This window comes from Pannonibacter phragmitetus DSM 14782, from assembly GCF_000382365.1.
In the GTDB taxonomy this organism is placed as follows: Bacteria; Pseudomonadota; Alphaproteobacteria; order Rhizobiales; family Stappiaceae; genus Pannonibacter; species Pannonibacter phragmitetus.
The window spans coordinates 1-15534 of the sequence record NZ_KB908233.1 but is presented as its reverse complement, the minus strand read 5'-3'; the positions used below and the strand labels follow the sequence as shown (position 1 = coordinate 15534).

The following is a 15534-nucleotide window of genomic DNA, read 5'->3' as shown; positions in this document are numbered from 1 at the left end:
TGTTGAAATCAAACCCTGTTTCAGACGATGACAGATTGCCTTGCGTCAGCTCTTGCTTGCGGCCTTCGCGGCAGCAAAGCGGGCACGCAACTCTTTCGCACGGCCTTCCTTCACAGTCTGGCGGGCACGTCCGATGACAAGGGCGTCATCCGCCACATCTTCCGTCACCGTGCTGCCAGCCGCCACATAGGCGCCCGAGCCGATCGTCACCGGCGCGACGAGTGTCGAATTGGAGCCGATGAAGCTGCCTGCCCCGATCTGTGTCAGATGCTTGCCGAAGCCGTCATAGTTGCAGGTGATGGTTCCGGCGCCGATGTTGGTCTTCGCTCCCACCACGGCATCACCGATGTAGCTGAGGTGATTGACCTTGGCGCCTTCGCCGATCTTGCCGTTCTTCACCTCGACGAAGTTGCCGATATGGGTATCGCGGGCCAGTTCCGCGCCGGGGCGCAGACGGGCATAGGGGCCGACAGTCGCATCCGCTCCAACCGTTGCCCCCTCCAGATGACTGAAGGCGCGGATGCGGGCACCGGAGGCAACACGCACGCCGGGGCCGAACACCACATTGGGTTCCACCAGAACATCCGGCTCAAGCACCGTGTCATGGGAGAAGAACACGGTGGAAGGCGCCTGCAGCGTGACGCCGCGCTCCAGCGCGGCACGGCGCATCCTGTTCTGGAAAATCTCTTCACATTCAGCAAGTTGAGCGCGGTTGTTAATCCCGCGCGCATCATCTTCGCCGGTGGTGGCCGCAACCACTTTCAGCCCGCGCGCATTGGCAATCTCCACGGCGTCGGTCAGATAATACTCGCCCTTGGCGTTATCGTTGCCGATCGCAGACAGCAGCTCCACGGCAATTGCGCCCTGAAAGCCCATGATGCCAGAATTACAGAAAGTTACCTTTCGCTCTTCATCACTTGCGTCCTTTTCCTCACGTATCGCAAGAAGCTGATTGCCCTGCATCAAGAGGCGGCCATAGCCAAAGGGATTGGCGGCCTCGAAGCCCAGAACCGCCACGTCAGCTCCTGCCGCCAGCCCCGCCCGCACACGGGCGATGGCATCTGCAGTCACCAGAGGCGTATCACCAAACAGAACCAGCACATCGTCGGCAGCCGGCGTCAGCGCACTGCGGGCAGCAAGCGCCGCATGGGCGGTACCGAGCCGTTCGGTCTGCTCGTGGCAGCTCGCGCCGGGCGACAGCTTTGCTACAAGCGCTTCCAGCGCCGGCATGTCCGGCCCGACGACGACGGCAACGCGATTGCCGTCACCGCTCACGGCCTTCAGCACATGGCCGATCAGCGGCAGGTTGCCGATCTCGTGCATCACCTTCGGCAAGCTGGACTGCATGCGTGTTCCAAGGCCTGCGGCCAGGATGATGGAAAGGAGGCTGCGGTTGGACATGGGATCTTTCTGCCGGTCTTGCTGGTTGGCACAGGCTGCCCGCGCACCTCGCTCCGCGCTTTCGCAGGCCCCTGAACCCTTGCCCAGCCTTTTCCCGCCCTTTTGCAAAAGATGCAAGCCGCCGATCCACAGTTCCCTGCAGAAGAGCACCGGGAACGGCTGCAATTCCCTGTTCGTTAACCATGTTTAGGGACAAGATATCTCATGGATAGCAACAGATTCGCCGTAGCGGGAGCAGGATAGCCCACCGTGAAGAGCCGCAAGAACGATGCCGGTGCCGGGGCGTCTGGGTCATATATGGCCCGGGCACGGCTCGACATTGCCGCCTGGGCTCTCTTTGCGCTCCTGTTCGGCACCGTCGGGCTCTCGGCATACTGGTTTGCTCCCGCGCGCCCGGCCGGCGGACAGGACTATGCAGGCATCGTGCTGCCGCCCGCAGGCGAGGTTTCCGGCCCCACCGGAAGCATCAGCCGGACAGGCCCCGTCGTGATGGATGGGGAAACCGTATCCATCGGCATTCTCCCCTCTCCTCTTGGTGCAGGCGGCGCGGAATCCATGCGGCTGCTTGAGGCACGGCTGGAGACGCTGCAGCGCGAAGTGGTCTCTCTGCGCCGCCGCGTCCTGCAGATGACGGAGCTCAGCGACGGCCATTCGAACAGGATCAACTCGCTCGAGACAGGCACCAGTGGCTCGCTTGTCACCGGATCGACAGAGAACAATGTTCCCGTGCCCGCCCAGCCCAGGCTTGCTGACATTGCTGCAGGCACGTCGCAGCGGAGCGAACCGCTCGATGAGACGGGAGATCTGCCGAAGCTTGAGCCCGGCGAGGCCGAACACCCGAAGGCGGCGGTGAGCCTGCCCAAGCCCGATCCGCGCAAGACCGTGCAGGCATCTGTCGAGACGAAGCCGGCGCCGGAAGCCCTTCCGGGCAAGAATCCTTCCGCTGCAAAGCCCCTTGCCGCCTCCGACATCAGCGCCATCATGTCACCGGCAGGAGCCGTGTCAGAGTCGCCCGGCAGTTCCTATGAGGGGCGGAGCGTTGCACTGGCCTCGGCGCCGGAAGCGGTACGTCCGGTGCGGATCGTCGGGTTGCCGGGCCCCGGCACCCCGGCCCCGGAAACGACTGCGGCCATTCCTCCGGAGCCCGCGCCGGAGGAAGCACTGACTGCGCCTGAGGATCCCGCTGCTGACCTGATGATACGGCCTGTTGATCCGGCCGGACGCACCATTGGCAGCGCAGACCGTATCGGCCGCAGCGACTTTGCCATTGAAATCGGGCGTTATGCCTCCCGCTCTGCGGCAAGCGACAGCTGGGAAAGTTTCGCATCGGCCCATACGGACAAGATGAGCGGTTTGCGCGCCTTGACCCAGCCGGCTGGAGATGACTCTGAGGCCGTGCGGCTGCTGGCCGGACCTTTCGCCAATGCAGCAGCGGCTTCGGTTGCCTGCCTTCGTCTTGAGCTGGAACAGAAGACCTGCGCGCCGACGCTTTTCTCCGGCGAACCACTTCTGGAGAGTTTCAGGTAGGCAGATGAGGGGTTCCTGCGGTCACCGATGGATCAGCCGATCACCTGAAACTGCGGGAATGTCTCGAGCAGCCAATAGGAAAAGACAGCCATCTGGCCGGTCAGGAACATGACCCCGGTGAGCACCAGAACCACGCCCATCCCCTTCTCCACCTTGCCCATGTGGCGGCGGGCCTTCTGCATGAAACGCAGGAACGGACCGGCAAAGAGCGCCGCGATCAGGAACGGAATACCGAGGCCCATGGCATAGGCGCTGAGCAGAATGGCGCCGCGCGCAACGGTTTCCTCGGAGCCCGCGACGAACAGAATGGCCGCCAGAACCGGCCCCACGCACGGGGTCCAGCCGAAGCCAAAGGCGAGGCCGATCACATAGGCACCGGCAAGGCCGGCCGGTTTGCGGTCCAGGTGCACCCGCGCTTCCCGGTAGAGCAGCGGTATGCGGAAGAGCCCGAGGAAGTGCAGCCCCATGACGATGGTCAGTACACCGGCGACATAGCCGAGGACCTGAATATGCTGCGTCACCATCTGGCCCAGAAAGGAAGCGCTGGCGCCAAGCAGCACGAAGACGGTCGAGAACCCTGCCACGAAGGCAAGCGCGGCAAAGAACACGCGCCGCACGGCTTCGTCTGTCCGGTCATCGGCAGAAAGCTCTTCCAGGCTGGTTCCGGCGATGAAGCCAAGATAGGGCGGCACAAGCGGCAGCACGCAAGGGGAAACGAAGGACAGAACTCCGGCGAAAACAGCGCCTGCCAGTGTTACTTCCTGAATCATTCCCGCCACCCTTGTCAGCGAATATGCGGGCCCCGCCCAGGACCTGCGCCATGCATGGACAGGTCTTACCGCATTGCAGGGGATGAAATGAAGATGGCAGAACCGCGCATCCCGTGCGCAATCAGCCTCATGCCGATCACCTTACCGCGAGGCAGTGCCTTTTTCAGGAAACCGTGATGCTTGCAAATCGAAATACAGGCAATCCATGCCGTTGCAACAAGGCTGCCCTGATCAAAAAACCTGACTTGCCCTGAAAGCAGCAGTGCGCCTCAGCTGTCCTGAAGCCCGCCATCCAGGACTTCAAAGCTCGGACGTATCACGATGCCCACATCACGGCCATCGCGCAGCCCCTGCCGCCACTGATCGAGAACCAGCCGCAAGGCGAGGGTTTGACGGTTGTGCGGCAGCTGGCAAATCACCCCTGCCAGGAACTCGTCGAGCAGGTCACGGTTCACCGCCCCCTGATGGATCAGTGCATTCACAAGGGTCAGCGTAGCGGCGATATTGGCCTTTACGAAGTCGAACTCCGGCGAGGTCATCGATTGCGAAGCGGGGTTTTCCAGCATTGAGCGAGCCAATCTGCCAGACTTCAATCTGGCGCTAGGTAAAAATGTAACCTCGGGCTATCGGCAACCCTGAACGGATTGCACGGCCCTGTGACCCACCGCACCTACTGTGGCTGGATTTTATGAGTAAGCCAGTACACAATCCAGTCAATTTTTAACCGAATGGCTCTTTTGCAGGCTTGTCACCCAATTTTATCCGTAGATCTGCACAACTAACGATGTGTAATTTGTCAGAGATCAGATCTTGCACCGGTGCCTGTCAGAAAGAATGGCTCTTGCGGCTGAAACGAACTGGCACTCTCGAAATCAATCAGGCGCGCGCGGAACGCACTGCATGCCTTGTGTCCGGGACACAGCATCAAACGACTCGATGATCGAAGGAGAGTGGTGAGCGAGCAGGGACTCGAACCCTGGACCAACTGATTAAAAGTCAGTTGCTCTACCAACTGAGCTACTCGCTCCCGCTAGGGAAACAGATGCGCCGGAGCGCCCGTCTGCTGGCGGTGTGTTTATGCCGGAAGGCGGCTGGGCGCAACCCGGAAAAAACACTTTCTGAGACTATCCACGAAGCTGTCAACATCCGGTGAAGACAGTCCGGCAGGCCTGACACATCCCGCGTCAAGCCGGCTCCAGCACCAGCGTCACACCGCAGAGGCTTTCAGCGGGAATGACGGACCTTGCGGCAACACCTGCCCCCGTCACCCGAAGGGCCGCAATGCAGGGCAGTCCGCCTGGCAGCGCATTGGCAGCCGCATCGCCGAAGAGATGGCGGTAAGCGACGGGCGACAGGATCGAGATCTTGCCGCGGGCCGTCTGGCACTCGATGCCAAGGCTGGTGGCCCTGAGTTCCCGCACGCCGGTGAAACCTTCGAGGAAGATGTGGTGATCTGCCGGATCCCGGGCTACCAGAACCACTTCGGCCAAGGCAGTTGCGCCATTAGCATGGCGCTGGAACTCCGGCTTCCAGAAGTTTTCCGGATAGAGATTGTGGCAGGCGAAGAATCCCGTCTCCGGCGCATCCGCATCGCGGGTGAAGGTCAGGTCGAAGCCTACCTTGCGCACGGAGCCATCGGGCGCGGTTGCTTCCCGGCCAAAGGAGAAGGGATCGAATACGGGAAGTCCGGCTGCAGCAAAGGCCGCACGGTCATCCGCCGCACTGGTGCTGTCCAGCACCAGCATGGAGGCCCCTTCCCGCTTTTCCAGGAAATCCTGATTGAACCGGCCAAACGAGAAGGCCGTTCCCGTGGCCGGAACAATGGAGGCACCGGCCGGAACCGTCAGAAGTTCCAGGAAAGCACCGTCCAGCTGAACCAGACGGTTTTCCGTGCCCCAGGGGTGGCGGGCGCGGGGCGTCAGCGTGAATCCGAGCGCCTCGAAGGCCTCTGCTGCACGATCGAGATCCCGGACCGCGATCACCACGTGATCCAGTCCGCGTGCCTTTGCCGCCGCTGCCATGCCCCTCACTCCCTGCCCTGCCCAGCTCTGCCGGATGCCTTTGGCCCTCACACCAGACGGCTGCGCTTGATGGCCGCCTCGACGAAGGAGGCGAACAGCGGATGCGGCTCGAACGGCCGGGACTTGAGTTCCGGATGGTACTGTACGCCGATGAACCACGGATGGCCGGTGATTTCCACCGTCTCCGGCAGAACGCCATCCGGCGAGGTGCCGGCGAAGACGAGACCGCAGCTTTCCAGCTGCTCCCGGTAACCGATGTTCACCTCATAGCGGTGGCGGTGACGCTCGGAAATGAGGGTGCTGCCATAGACTTCGGCAATGCGCGAGCCCGGCTTCAGAGCGGCCTGATAGGCGCCAAGGCGCATGGTGCCGCCGAGATCATCGCCAGCCTGGCGCTGCTCTTTCTCATTGCCGCGCGTCCATTCGGTCATCAGGCCGACAACCGGCTCTTCGGCGGGGCCGAATTCGGTGGAGCTTGCCTTGGTGATGCCGGCAAGGTTGCGGGCCGCTTCCAGCACCGCCATCTGCATGCCGAAGCAGATGCCGAAGTAAGGCACGTTGCGGGTGCGGGCGAACTGGGCAGCGGCAATCTTGCCTTCCGCCCCGCGCTCGCCGAAGCCGCCGGGCACCAGGATGCCGGCCACGCCCTCAAGATAGGGCGCCGGATCTTCCTTTTCGAAGGTCTCGGATTCGATCCACTGCAGCTTCACCTTGACGTTGTTGGCAATGCCGCCGTGGACAAGCGCTTCGATCAGCGACTTGTAGGCGTCCTTCAGCACGGTGTACTTGCCGACGATGGCGATGGTCACCTCGCCTTCCGGATTGGCGATGCGGCGGGAAATCTCTTCCCAGCGGTCCAGCTTCGGCGCAGGTGCGCCGGTGATGCCGAAAGCCTTGAGGACTTCCTCGTCGAGGCCTTCCTTGTGATAGGCGATCGGCACGTCATAGATCGACGCCACGTCATAGGCCGGAATGACGGCGCTTTCCCGCACATTGCAGAACTGCGACAGCTTGCGCCGCTCGTTCTCCGGAATGTGGCGGTCGCAGCGGATCATCAGGATATCCGGCTGGATGCCGATGGAGCGCAGCTCCTTGACCGAATGCTGGGTCGGCTTGGTCTTCATCTCTCCGGCGCTGGCGATATAGGGCATCAGCGTCAGGTGGATGTAAATCGCCTGTCCGCGCGGCAGATCGTTGCCGAGCTGGCGAATCGCCTCGAAGAACGGCAGGCCCTCGATGTCGCCCACCGTGCCGCCGATCTCGACCAGCACGAAGTCCACATCGTCATTGCCGTCCAGCACGAAGGCCTTGATGGCATCCGTGACATGCGGAATCACCTGCACGGTTCCGCCCAGATAATCGCCGCGGCGTTCCTTGGCGATGATGTCCTGATAGATGCGGCCGGTGGTGATGTTGTCCTGCTTGGTCGCCGGGCGCCCGGTGAAGCGCTCGTAGTGGCCAAGATCAAGATCGGCCTCGGCGCCATCGTCGGTGACGAAGACTTCGCCGTGCTGATACGGGCTCATGGTGCCCGGATCGACGTTGAGATAGGGGTCGAGCTTGCGAAGCCGGACCTTGTAACCGCGGGACTGAAGCAGGGCGCCAAGCGCAGCCGATGCCAGACCCTTCCCGAGCGAGGAAACCACGCCGCCAGTGATGAAAACGTATCGCGCCATGGAGCAACACCATACTGTGGTCCCTGCCGGATCGGCCAGCGGGGTCCAGTGGTTAAACACAACAAAAATGCCCTGCAGCAGATGTGCGCAGGGCACTTGAGAGATTTTTCCGGTCTATCCGCCGGATAGGGGCTTGTGGCGGCGCTGAATGCCCCGCCGCAACCTGCTAGCCTGCTGCGCTTACTGCGCTGCCGGAACCTGGGGGCCGGAAGGCTGAGCCGGAGCCGTTGCAGGCGCCTGGGGCTGAGACTGCTGCCTCAGGACATCCAGAACACCGGTCCCCGTCGAGGGCGCGGAGCCGTCAGCCGGCTGTGCGGCACCCGGAACAACCGTGCTGCCGTCCAGAATGGAGCCAGGGCCACCATCCATGCGCGCGATGATGCTCAGGCCAAGCGACGTTACAAAGAACATGGCTGCCAGAATCGCCGTGGCGCGGGTCAGCACGTTGGCTGTTCCGCGGCTCGACATGAAGCCGCCGCCACCGCCGCCGCCGATGCCGAGAGCGCCGCCTTCGGAGCGCTGCAGGAGGACGACAAGCACGAGGGCCAGCACGACCATCAAGTGAATGACGATAACTACCGTTTCCATTTTGGACCGATCACTCGTTTCAGTTTTGCGGCCTTCTACACCAGCCTTGCCGGAGTTTCCACCCTTGAAGGCCGGGAGATTGGCATCCTTTGTGACAAAAGGCATCCCACAGGCCGCAATCCACCGGAACCTGCCCTGTGAGGGCGGTCCCCTGCGGCGCAGCACTCTGCAACAGCTATATGGGCATCAGGGGCCGGACAACCAGCATCCGGCCCGGCCCGCATCAGGCATAGGCCGAAATGATGCCGAGGAAATCGGATGCCTTGAGGCTGGCGCCGCCCACGAGGGCGCCGTTGACATGCGGCACGGCCATCAGCTCTGCCGCGTTCGAAGGCTTCACCGAACCGCCGTAGAGCAGGCGCATCGCAGCACCTTCCGCGCCGAAGCGGGCTTCCAGTGCGCTGCGGATGGCGGCATGCACTTCGGCAACGTCGGCTGCAGTCGGCGTCAGGCCGGTGCCGATGGCCCAGACCGGCTCATAGGCAATCACCGTATTGGCCGCCGTTGCGCCATCAGGAACCGAGCCTGCCAATTGCGTGCCGACCACATCCAGCGTCTTGCCGCCCTTGCGCTCGGCTTCGGTTTCGCCAACGCAGATGATGGCCGTCAGTCCGGCGCGCCAGGCAGCTTCCGCCTTGGCCTTCACCACGGCATCGCTCTCGCCGTGATCGGTGCGGCGTTCGGAATGACCCGCGAGCACGGCGCTTGCACCTGCATCCTTGAGCATTTCAGCCGAAATGTCGCCCGTATGGGCGCCCGAAGCCTTGGCATGGCAGTCCTGCCCGCCGAGCGCCACCTTCGGCGCAGAGGAAGACCTGGCGAGAACCGCAATCAGTGTTGCGGGCGGGCAGATCATCACATCCACCTTGGACGCCAGCGCTGCCTCAAGCCCCTGCCCCAGCGCCTCGAACTCGGCAGAAGCTGCGGCAAGGCCGTTCATCTTCCAGTTTCCGGCGACAAGCGGGCGGATTGCGGTGGCGTGGCTCATGGCGGTCTCCTCAAGGACTGTCCGGCGCACAGGCTGGCGGGACAGCTGCATGGTTCCTGGTGGCCACTTCGCTACCCAGCGGCGGCTCAAAGTGCAAGTGGCATCGCATCTTTCCCGCCCTTCCTGCGCATTTCTGCCTGTCTGCGCACATCTGCCAGTTTCCGGCTATTGTCCGCCGCCCCTTGAGCCGCTATTCAGAACCACCGCTCCGGGACCTTTCGCTCCGGACATGAGCCTATGGAATTACGGGAGACATCATGCTCGACGCGCTGCGCAAGGGCGCCGGCACCTGGGTTGCCAAGATCTTCATCGCCCTGCTCATCCTGAGCTTTGCCGTCTGGGGTATCGCCGACATTTTCCGCAACTTCGGCAGCAACGTCGTGGCCAAGGTGGGTGATACGGAAATTTCCGTGGCCGACTTCGATCTCGCCTACCGGCGCGAACTGAATGCCGTGAGCCGCCAGGTCGGCCGCCCGCTGTCCACCACGGAAGGCGCCATGTTCGGCATTCCGCAGCAGGTGCTTGCCCGGATGATTGCCGAAGCCGCCATGAATGACATGGCCGCAGACCTGAACCTCGGCATCTCGGATGACGGCCTGCGCCGGATGATCCAGGAAAACCCGGCCTTCCAGCGCCCGGGCGGCGGCTATGACCGCAACAGCCTGGTGCAGTTGCTGCGCGCCAACGGCATTTCCGAAGATGACTTCGTGCGCGAGCAGCGCCTCCTGTCCGGCCGCCAGCAGATCGCAGGCGCCCTCACCGACAACCTGAAGACGCCGGAAGCAATGCTGAGCGCCTTCAACATCTTCGAAAACGAGACCCGTACCGTGCGCTTCGTTGCCGTGCCGCCCTCGGCAGCCGGTGAAATCGCGGCCCCGTCGGACGCGGATCTGCAGAGCTTCTACGAGACGCGCAAGGAAGACTTCCGCGCTCCGGAGTTCCGCAGCCTGTCCGTCCTGCAGCTGCTGCCGCAGTCTCTGGCCAAGCCGGATGAGGTGACGGACGAGGAAGCCAAGCAGGCTTATGACCGCTCCGGCAACCGCTACCGGACCGATGAGCAGCGCCGCGTGCGCCAGATGCCCTTCCCCGATTCGGCTGCAGCCGAAGCAGCCGCCGCCGAGCTTGCCTCCGGGGCCAAAACCTTTGCCCAGCTGATGGAAGAGCGCGGCCTGAAGGAAAGCGACGTGGACCTTGGCCTCCTGGAAAAAGACAAGTTCCTCGATCCGGCCATTGCGGAAGCTGCCTTTGCGCTGCCTGAGGGTGGCGTGAGCGGTGCCGTGCAGGGCCGGTTCACCACCGTCATTCTGGAAGTTGCCCAGATCCAGCCGGAAGCCGTGCGTCCTTTCGACGAGGTCAAGGCGGAGCTGAAGCAGGAGATCGCCCTGCAGAAGGCCGAACAGGAGGTGCAGGATCTGCATGACGAGATCGAGGACGCCCGCGCAGGCGGTGCCGCCCTTGCCGAAGTCGCAGGACGCTTCTCGCTGACCACCACCGAAATCCCGGCAGTGGACAGCAATGGCCGCGATGAGGCCGGTCAGCCGGTCACGCTGCCTGAGGCTGACGGCCTGCTGCGCGAGGCATTCGAGAGCGACGTTGGCATCGAGAACAACCCGCTGCCGCTGGGCCAGCGCGGCTTCGTCTGGTTCGACGTGACCAAGGTCACGCCGCCCCGCGACCGCGAGCTGTCCGAAGTGCGCGATGCCGTTGTCCAGGCCTGGACGGCGAAGGAGCGTGACCAGAAGCTGCTGGATCTTTCGGCAAGCATGGCGGCCCAAGTGCGCGGCGGAGAAACGCTGGAAGCCGTAGCCGCTGCCGCAGGTCTTGAAGTCAAGACCTCCGACAGCTTCAAGCGCAACGGCCAGCCGGCCGGCCTGCCGCAGGAAGCCGTCGAGGAAGCCTTCAGCGGCCCCTCCGGCACCGTTCTGGACACCATGGGCGCGGACAGCGGCCGTCTGGTGATGATGGTCGACAGCGTGTCTGCCCCTGCCTTCTTCCGCGAGGAAGAGAGCATCCAGCAGATCGACACCCAGATCAGCGAACAGCTCTCCGCCTCGCTCCTCAATCTTGTGATCAACAAGGTCGAGGCGGACAAGGGCGTCCAGATCAACCAGCAGGCGCTGCAGATGGTGATCGGCACCCCTGCGCAGAACTGATGGCATGAAAGAACACTGTCCCGGCCGCAATCTGCCGGGACAGTCACAAGCCGGACTGCGGCAGGCCTTTCTGCAGGCCGCGTGAAAAACGGGAAGAGGGACAGGCATGAGCGGGCTCAAACCCTTTATCGCCAAGGTGGCTGAAGGCGCTTCTCTGGATTTCGAGGAAGCGCTTGCGGCTTTTGACGTGATCCTGTCCGGCGCGGCAACGCCTTCCCAGCTCGGCGGCTTCCTGATGGCGCTGCGCATGCGCGGCGAGAGCGTCGACGAAGTGACCGGCGCCGTTGCCTCCATGCGCGCCCGGATGCTGCCCGTCGAGGTCACCTCTGACGCCATCGATATCGTCGGCACCGGTGGTGACGCCACGGGCTCCTACAACATTTCCACCTGTGCCGCGCTGGTTGTCGCCGGTTGCGGCGTGCCCGTTGCCAAGCATGGCAACCGGTCGCTGTCGTCCAAGTCCGGCTCTTCCGAAGCTCTGGCGCAGCTCGGCGTCAACATCGACATCGGCCCGGACAAGATTGCCGCCTGCGTGGATAAAGCCGGGATCGGATTCATGTTTGCCCCGCTCCATCATGCGGCGATGAAACACGTCGGCCCGACCCGCATGGAACTTGGCACCCGCACCATCTTCAACCTGCTTGGCCCCCTGTCGAGCCCGGCGCGCGTCAAGCGCCAGATGACCGGCGTGTTCGATGGCCGCTGGGTGGAGCCGATTGCACAGGTGTTGAAGAATCTTGGCTCGGAAGCCGTCTGGATCGTCCATGGCAGCGATGGCATGGACGAGATCACCACCACCGGCCCAACGAAGGTTGCCGAGCTGAAGGATGGCACCATCCGCACATTCGAGATCACGCCGGAAGACGCAGGCCTGCCCCGCGCCCGTTTCGAGGATCTCAAGGGCGGCACGCCGGAAGAGAACGCTGCCGCCCTGCGCGCCGTGCTCTCCGGCGCGAAGAACGCCTACCGGGACGTGGTGCTGTTCAACGCCGCCGCCTCGCTGATCGTTGCGGGCAAGGCGGCAGACCTCAAGGACGGGGTGGCGCAGGCCGCCCGCTCCATCGACACGGGCGATGCCCTCGACCGGCTGGAACGGCTGGTGGCAGTTTCGAACGGATAAGCCATGGCAGACATTCTCACCCGCATCGAAGCCTACAAGCGCGAGGAAATCGCCGCTGCAAAGGCTGAACGCACGCTTGCCAGCCTGCTGGAGGCGGCAAAATCCGTCGAGGCACCGCGTGGTTTCGAGCGGGCCATCCGCGCCAAGCATGCCGCCGGGGACTATGCGCTGATTGCCGAGATCAAGAAGGCGAGCCCGTCCAAGGGGCTGATCCGCGCCGACTTCGATCCCCCCGCCCTTGCCCGCGCCTATGAGGCAGGCGGTGCGGCCTGCCTGTCCGTGCTGACCGACACACCGTCGTTTCAGGGCAAGCCGGAGTTTCTGACCGCCGCACGTGATGCCGTCAGCCTGCCGGCCCTGCGCAAGGATTTTCTCTACGACACCTATCAGGTGGCCGAGGCCCGCGCCTGGGGCGCGGATTGCATCCTGATCATCCTCGCCGCCGTTGATGATGCGCTGGCGAAGGATCTTGAAGACGCCGCCTTCGGCCTTGGCATGGACGTTCTGCTGGAGGTGCATGACGAGGCGGAGCTGGAGCGGGCGCTGAAACTCGCCTCGCCGCTGCTCGGCATCAACAACCGCAATCTCAAGACCTTTGACGTGTCGCTGACGACGAGCGAGCGGCTGGCGCCGATGATCCCGGCGGAACGGATCATCGTTGGCGAATCGGGCCTCTTCACCCCGGCGGATCTCGCCCGCATGGAAGCCTGCAACATCTCCACCTTCCTCATCGGCGAAAGCCTGATGCGGCAGGCAGATGTGGAAAGCGCCACCCGCGCCCTGCTCTCCCGCAGCGGAGCCTGAGCCATGGCTGGCGGCGGCCCCGAACGGGATCAGGACCACCTGACGCATCTGGATTCCAGCGGCAGCGCCTCGATGGTGGACGTGGGGGACAAGGCCGTCACCCGCCGCAGCGCCACTGTCACCGGCGAGGTGAAGATGCATGCGGACACGCTGGCGCTGATCCTGTCGGGCAATGCGAAGAAAGGCGATGTCATCGCCACCGCCCGCATTGCCGGCATCATGGCCGCCAAGCGCACCCATGAGCTGATCCCGCTCTGCCATCCGCTGCTTCTGTCGAAGATCAGCGTCGATATCGAGCCCGATCACGCCTTGCCCGGCCTGAAAGTCAGCGCCACCGCCACCGTTACCGGCCAGACGGGCGTGGAGATGGAAGCGATGACCGCCTGTTCCGTCGCCTGCCTCACCATTTATGACATGGCCAAGGCCGTGGACCGGGGCATGGAAATCGGCCGCATCCACCTTGCCGAAAAGCTCGGCGGACGCTCCGGCCATTATGTTGCCGGACCGGAAAACGCACCAAAGGAGCCCTGACATGGCGTTGATGCCGGTTGACGATGCGCTGCGGCAGCTTCTCACCGGCGTTGCGCCGCCGGGCCTCGAGAACGTTCCGCTGGCGCGGGCCAATGGCCGCATTCTGGCGATGGACCTTGCCGCCACCCGCACCCAGCCGCCCTTCCCCGCCTCCTCCATGGATGGCTATGCCCTGCGCGCTGCCGATTGCGCCGCAGCCGGTGCCGTGCTCACCGTCATCGGCGAAGCTCCTGCGGGCCATGCCTTTTCCGGCAAGGTCGGCGCAGGCGAGGCCGTGCGCATCTTCACGGGCGCACCTGTTCCCGATGGCGCGGATGCCATCCTCATTCAGGAAAACGCCACCCGCGAGGGCGACCGCCTCACCGCGCTGGAGCCAGTGCGCCCCGGCCAGTTCGTCCGCCCCGCCGGGCTCGACTTTGCGCAAGGCGATGTGCTTCTGAAGGCAGGGCTGAAGCTCGACTACCGCAGCCTTGCGCTGGCGGCCGCCATGAACCACGCCGCCCTGCCCGTCTGGCGCCAGCCGAAGGTGGCCATCATCGCCACGGGCGATGAACTGGTTCTGCCGGGCGGCACGCCGGGGCCGGACCAGATCATCGCCTCCAACCACTGCGGCATTGCGGCCCTCGTCGAAGATTGCGGCGGCATTCCGCTGGACCTCGGCCTTGCCAGTGATGATCCCGCCGATATCGCCGCCCGCGTGCGCGAGGGGCTGGCGGCAGAGGCCGACATTCTCGTCACCCTCGGCGGGGCTTCCGTCGGCGATCATGACCTTGTGCAGGCGGTGCTGGGCGGGGAAGGCATGAAGCTGGATTTCTGGCGCATCGCCATGCGCCCCGGCAAGCCGCTGATGGCGGGCAACCTTGGCCGCACCAAGGTTCTGGGCCTGCCCGGCAACCCGGTCTCCAGCCTCGTCTGCGCCCTCCTGTTTCTGCGCCCGCTGATGGCGGTGATGACGGGCACAAGCCTTGAGGCCGCCATGAAGGGCAAGCGCACCACCGCCACCCTCACCGGCCCGGTTCCAGCCAACGACCAGCGCCAGGACTATCTGCGCGCCAGCCTCACCACCCACCCGGACGGCACCCGCAGCGTGACGCCCTTCACCCGGCAGGACAGCTCCATGCTCTCGCTCCTCGCCGCCTCCGGCGCCCTCATCCTCCGCCCCCCGCATGCCCCGGCGCTGGACGCAGGCGCGGAGGTGGATGTGCTGGTGGTGTGAGCGGGAGGGCTAAGTATTAGATAATATTATCTAGTGTAAAAATGATTTCTCCTCTAACTTACCTGTTTCTCAAATTAAAGCCATATAAATATTTATAATCTAAATTTCCAAATTCAGGCAATTTATATGATTGAATTCTAAAATCTGCAAAGGAGGCGTGCGCAATAATGCAGAGATTCGATCGATGGAATAGTTGGTTTCCGAGAAGCTTTGCTTATGCGCGCTTCAAAGATCATCACACTGAAATTAATGATATTTATTGGTCTTTTGTGCCTGTGGCATGTTGTAGTGAACATCAAGCTCGACATGCAACGCTGGGAACAACGCCTGCGACACTTTTCCATGCTTCAGGGCCTGACGTCAGACGCATTGCCCCAAGCATTCAAGAATGGCGGAGAAATTTTGAAAAATTTCAAAACTGGGTGAGACTTTCATCTCTCTTATCTGCACTCTTGAACCGTCCCGGGTTTTCCGGAGGCAGTTTCATTTGAGTCATGCAACCATATCGAGGGTCTTTTGGGCTGCATGGTATTTGGCTTCGGCCTCTGCGGGCGGGATGTGCCCGATGGGGCCGAACAGGCGGTTGTTGTTGAACCAATCGACCCAGCGCAGGGTCGCCATTTCGACGGCCGACGCGCTCGGCCATGACCGCTGGCGCCAGATGACCTCGGCCTTGTAGAGGCCATTGATCGTCTCGGCCAAGGCGTTGTCGTAACTATCACCGACGCTTCCGACGGAT

Annotated in this window: 15 protein-coding genes and 1 tRNA gene; 7 read left to right on the top strand and 9 right to left on the bottom strand. The window is 63.2% G+C overall.

The features are described from left to right. Positions 1-45: 45 nt before the first annotated feature. Positions 46-1401 (bottom strand): bifunctional UDP-N-acetylglucosamine diphosphorylase/glucosamine-1-phosphate N-acetyltransferase GlmU, encoded by a 1356-nt coding sequence (gene glmU, locus H163_RS0119440; RefSeq protein ID WP_026356078.1) that lies wholly within the window; start codon positions 1399-1401, stop codon positions 46-48. Positions 1402-1650: 249 nt separating this feature from the next. Between glmU and H163_RS0119435 the strand changes: the two genes are divergently transcribed. Further along, a complete protein-coding gene (locus H163_RS0119435; protein WP_147290422.1) occupies positions 1651-2928 on the top strand; it encodes a hypothetical protein in 1278 nt (425 codons plus the stop codon). A gap of 32 nt (positions 2929-2960) precedes the next feature. Here H163_RS0119435 and H163_RS0119430 read toward each other — a convergent pair whose 3' ends face one another. From H163_RS0119430 to tpiA, 7 genes are all read right to left on the bottom strand, one after another. After that, on the bottom strand, positions 2961-3698 hold the full coding sequence (locus H163_RS0119430; RefSeq protein WP_019966291.1) for a cytochrome c biogenesis CcdA family protein: 738 nt from the start codon (positions 3696-3698) through the stop codon (positions 2961-2963). Between the two features lie 269 nt (positions 3699-3967). Further along, positions 3968-4264 carry a hypothetical protein gene (locus H163_RS0119425; RefSeq protein ID WP_019966290.1) on the bottom strand — a complete coding sequence of 99 codons (297 nt, stop codon included), beginning with the start codon at positions 4262-4264 and terminating at the stop codon, positions 3968-3970. Between the two features lie 385 nt (positions 4265-4649). After that, positions 4650-4725 (bottom strand) — tRNA-Lys (locus tag H163_RS0119420). Between the two features lie 157 nt (positions 4726-4882). Further along, a complete protein-coding gene (locus H163_RS0119415) occupies positions 4883-5719 on the bottom strand; it encodes a VOC family protein (protein WP_019966289.1) in 837 nt (278 codons plus the stop codon). A gap of 47 nt (positions 5720-5766) precedes the next feature. Continuing rightward, positions 5767-7395: a CTP synthase gene (pyrG, locus tag H163_RS0119410; protein ID WP_019966288.1), complete on the bottom strand. Its 1629-nt coding sequence runs from the start codon at positions 7393-7395 to the stop codon at positions 5767-5769. A gap of 180 nt (positions 7396-7575) precedes the next feature. Next, entirely contained in the window at positions 7576-7983 is a 408-nt protein-coding gene (gene secG, locus H163_RS0119405; RefSeq protein WP_026356077.1) for a preprotein translocase subunit SecG, read from the bottom strand. Between the two features lie 223 nt (positions 7984-8206). Beyond that, a complete protein-coding gene (gene tpiA, locus H163_RS0119400) occupies positions 8207-8971 on the bottom strand; it encodes a triose-phosphate isomerase (RefSeq protein WP_026356076.1) in 765 nt (254 codons plus the stop codon). Positions 8972-9228: 257 nt separating this feature from the next. Between tpiA and H163_RS0119395 the strand changes: the two genes are divergently transcribed. The 6 genes from H163_RS0119395 to H163_RS24470 all read left to right on the top strand — a co-directional run bounded on the left by H163_RS0119395 (position 9229) and on the right by H163_RS24470 (position 15286). Next, positions 9229-11124: a peptidylprolyl isomerase gene (locus H163_RS0119395; protein WP_019966285.1), complete on the top strand. Its 1896-nt coding sequence runs from the start codon at positions 9229-9231 to the stop codon at positions 11122-11124. 106 nt (positions 11125-11230) lie between these two features. Next, the gene (gene trpD, locus H163_RS0119390) at positions 11231-12244 is read left to right on the top strand and encodes an anthranilate phosphoribosyltransferase (protein WP_019966284.1); all 1014 of its coding nucleotides are present in this window, start codon (positions 11231-11233) and stop codon (positions 12242-12244) included. 3 nt (positions 12245-12247) lie between these two features. Continuing rightward, on the top strand, positions 12248-13048 hold the full coding sequence (gene trpC, locus H163_RS0119385; protein WP_019966283.1) for an indole-3-glycerol phosphate synthase TrpC: 801 nt from the start codon (positions 12248-12250) through the stop codon (positions 13046-13048). Positions 13049-13051: 3 nt separating this feature from the next. After that, entirely contained in the window at positions 13052-13579 is a 528-nt protein-coding gene (gene moaC / locus H163_RS0119380) for a cyclic pyranopterin monophosphate synthase MoaC (RefSeq protein ID WP_019966282.1), read from the top strand. Between the two features lies 1 nt (position 13580). Then, positions 13581-14795: a molybdopterin molybdotransferase MoeA gene (locus H163_RS0119375; RefSeq protein ID WP_019966281.1), complete on the top strand. Its 1215-nt coding sequence runs from the start codon at positions 13581-13583 to the stop codon at positions 14793-14795. A gap of 167 nt (positions 14796-14962) precedes the next feature. Further along, positions 14963-15286 carry a hypothetical protein gene (locus H163_RS24470; protein WP_147290421.1) on the top strand — a complete coding sequence of 108 codons (324 nt, stop codon included), beginning with the start codon at positions 14963-14965 and terminating at the stop codon, positions 15284-15286. Between the two features lies 1 nt (position 15287). Here the strand turns inward: H163_RS24470 and H163_RS0119365 are convergent. Beyond that, the coding region (locus tag H163_RS0119365; RefSeq protein WP_019966279.1) for an integrase core domain-containing protein at positions 15288-15534 on the bottom strand (247 nt) is incomplete at its 5' end.

What these genes read in the sequence shown, in the direction of transcription:
- H163_RS0119395 (WP_019966285.1), top strand. Translation starts at nt 9,229, where the DNA reads ATGCTCGACGCGCTGCGCAAGGGCGCCGGCACCTGGGTTGCCAAGATC.
- glmU (WP_026356078.1), bottom strand. Translation starts at nt 1,401, where the DNA reads ATGTCCAACCGCAGCCTCCTTTCCATCATCCTGGCCGCAGGCCTTGGA.
- secG (WP_026356077.1), bottom strand. Translation starts at nt 7,983, where the DNA reads ATGGAAACGGTAGTTATCGTCATTCACTTGATGGTCGTGCTGGCCCTC.
- H163_RS0119415 (WP_019966289.1), bottom strand. Translation starts at nt 5,719, where the DNA reads ATGGCAGCGGCGGCAAAGGCACGCGGACTGGATCACGTGGTGATCGCG.
- trpC (WP_019966283.1), top strand. Translation starts at nt 12,248, where the DNA reads ATGGCAGACATTCTCACCCGCATCGAAGCCTACAAGCGCGAGGAAATC.
- H163_RS0119425 (WP_019966290.1), bottom strand. Translation starts at nt 4,264, where the DNA reads ATGCTGGAAAACCCCGCTTCGCAATCGATGACCTCGCCGGAGTTCGAC.
- H163_RS0119375 (WP_019966281.1), top strand. Translation starts at nt 13,581, where the DNA reads ATGGCGTTGATGCCGGTTGACGATGCGCTGCGGCAGCTTCTCACCGGC.
- H163_RS24470 (WP_147290421.1), top strand. Translation starts at nt 14,963, where the DNA reads ATGCAGAGATTCGATCGATGGAATAGTTGGTTTCCGAGAAGCTTTGCT.
- moaC (WP_019966282.1), top strand. Translation starts at nt 13,052, where the DNA reads ATGGCTGGCGGCGGCCCCGAACGGGATCAGGACCACCTGACGCATCTG.
- tpiA (WP_026356076.1), bottom strand. Translation starts at nt 8,971, where the DNA reads ATGAGCCACGCCACCGCAATCCGCCCGCTTGTCGCCGGAAACTGGAAG.
- H163_RS0119430 (WP_019966291.1), bottom strand. Translation starts at nt 3,698, where the DNA reads ATGATTCAGGAAGTAACACTGGCAGGCGCTGTTTTCGCCGGAGTTCTG.
- pyrG (WP_019966288.1), bottom strand. Translation starts at nt 7,395, where the DNA reads ATGGCGCGATACGTTTTCATCACTGGCGGCGTGGTTTCCTCGCTCGGG.
- trpD (WP_019966284.1), top strand. Translation starts at nt 11,231, where the DNA reads ATGAGCGGGCTCAAACCCTTTATCGCCAAGGTGGCTGAAGGCGCTTCT.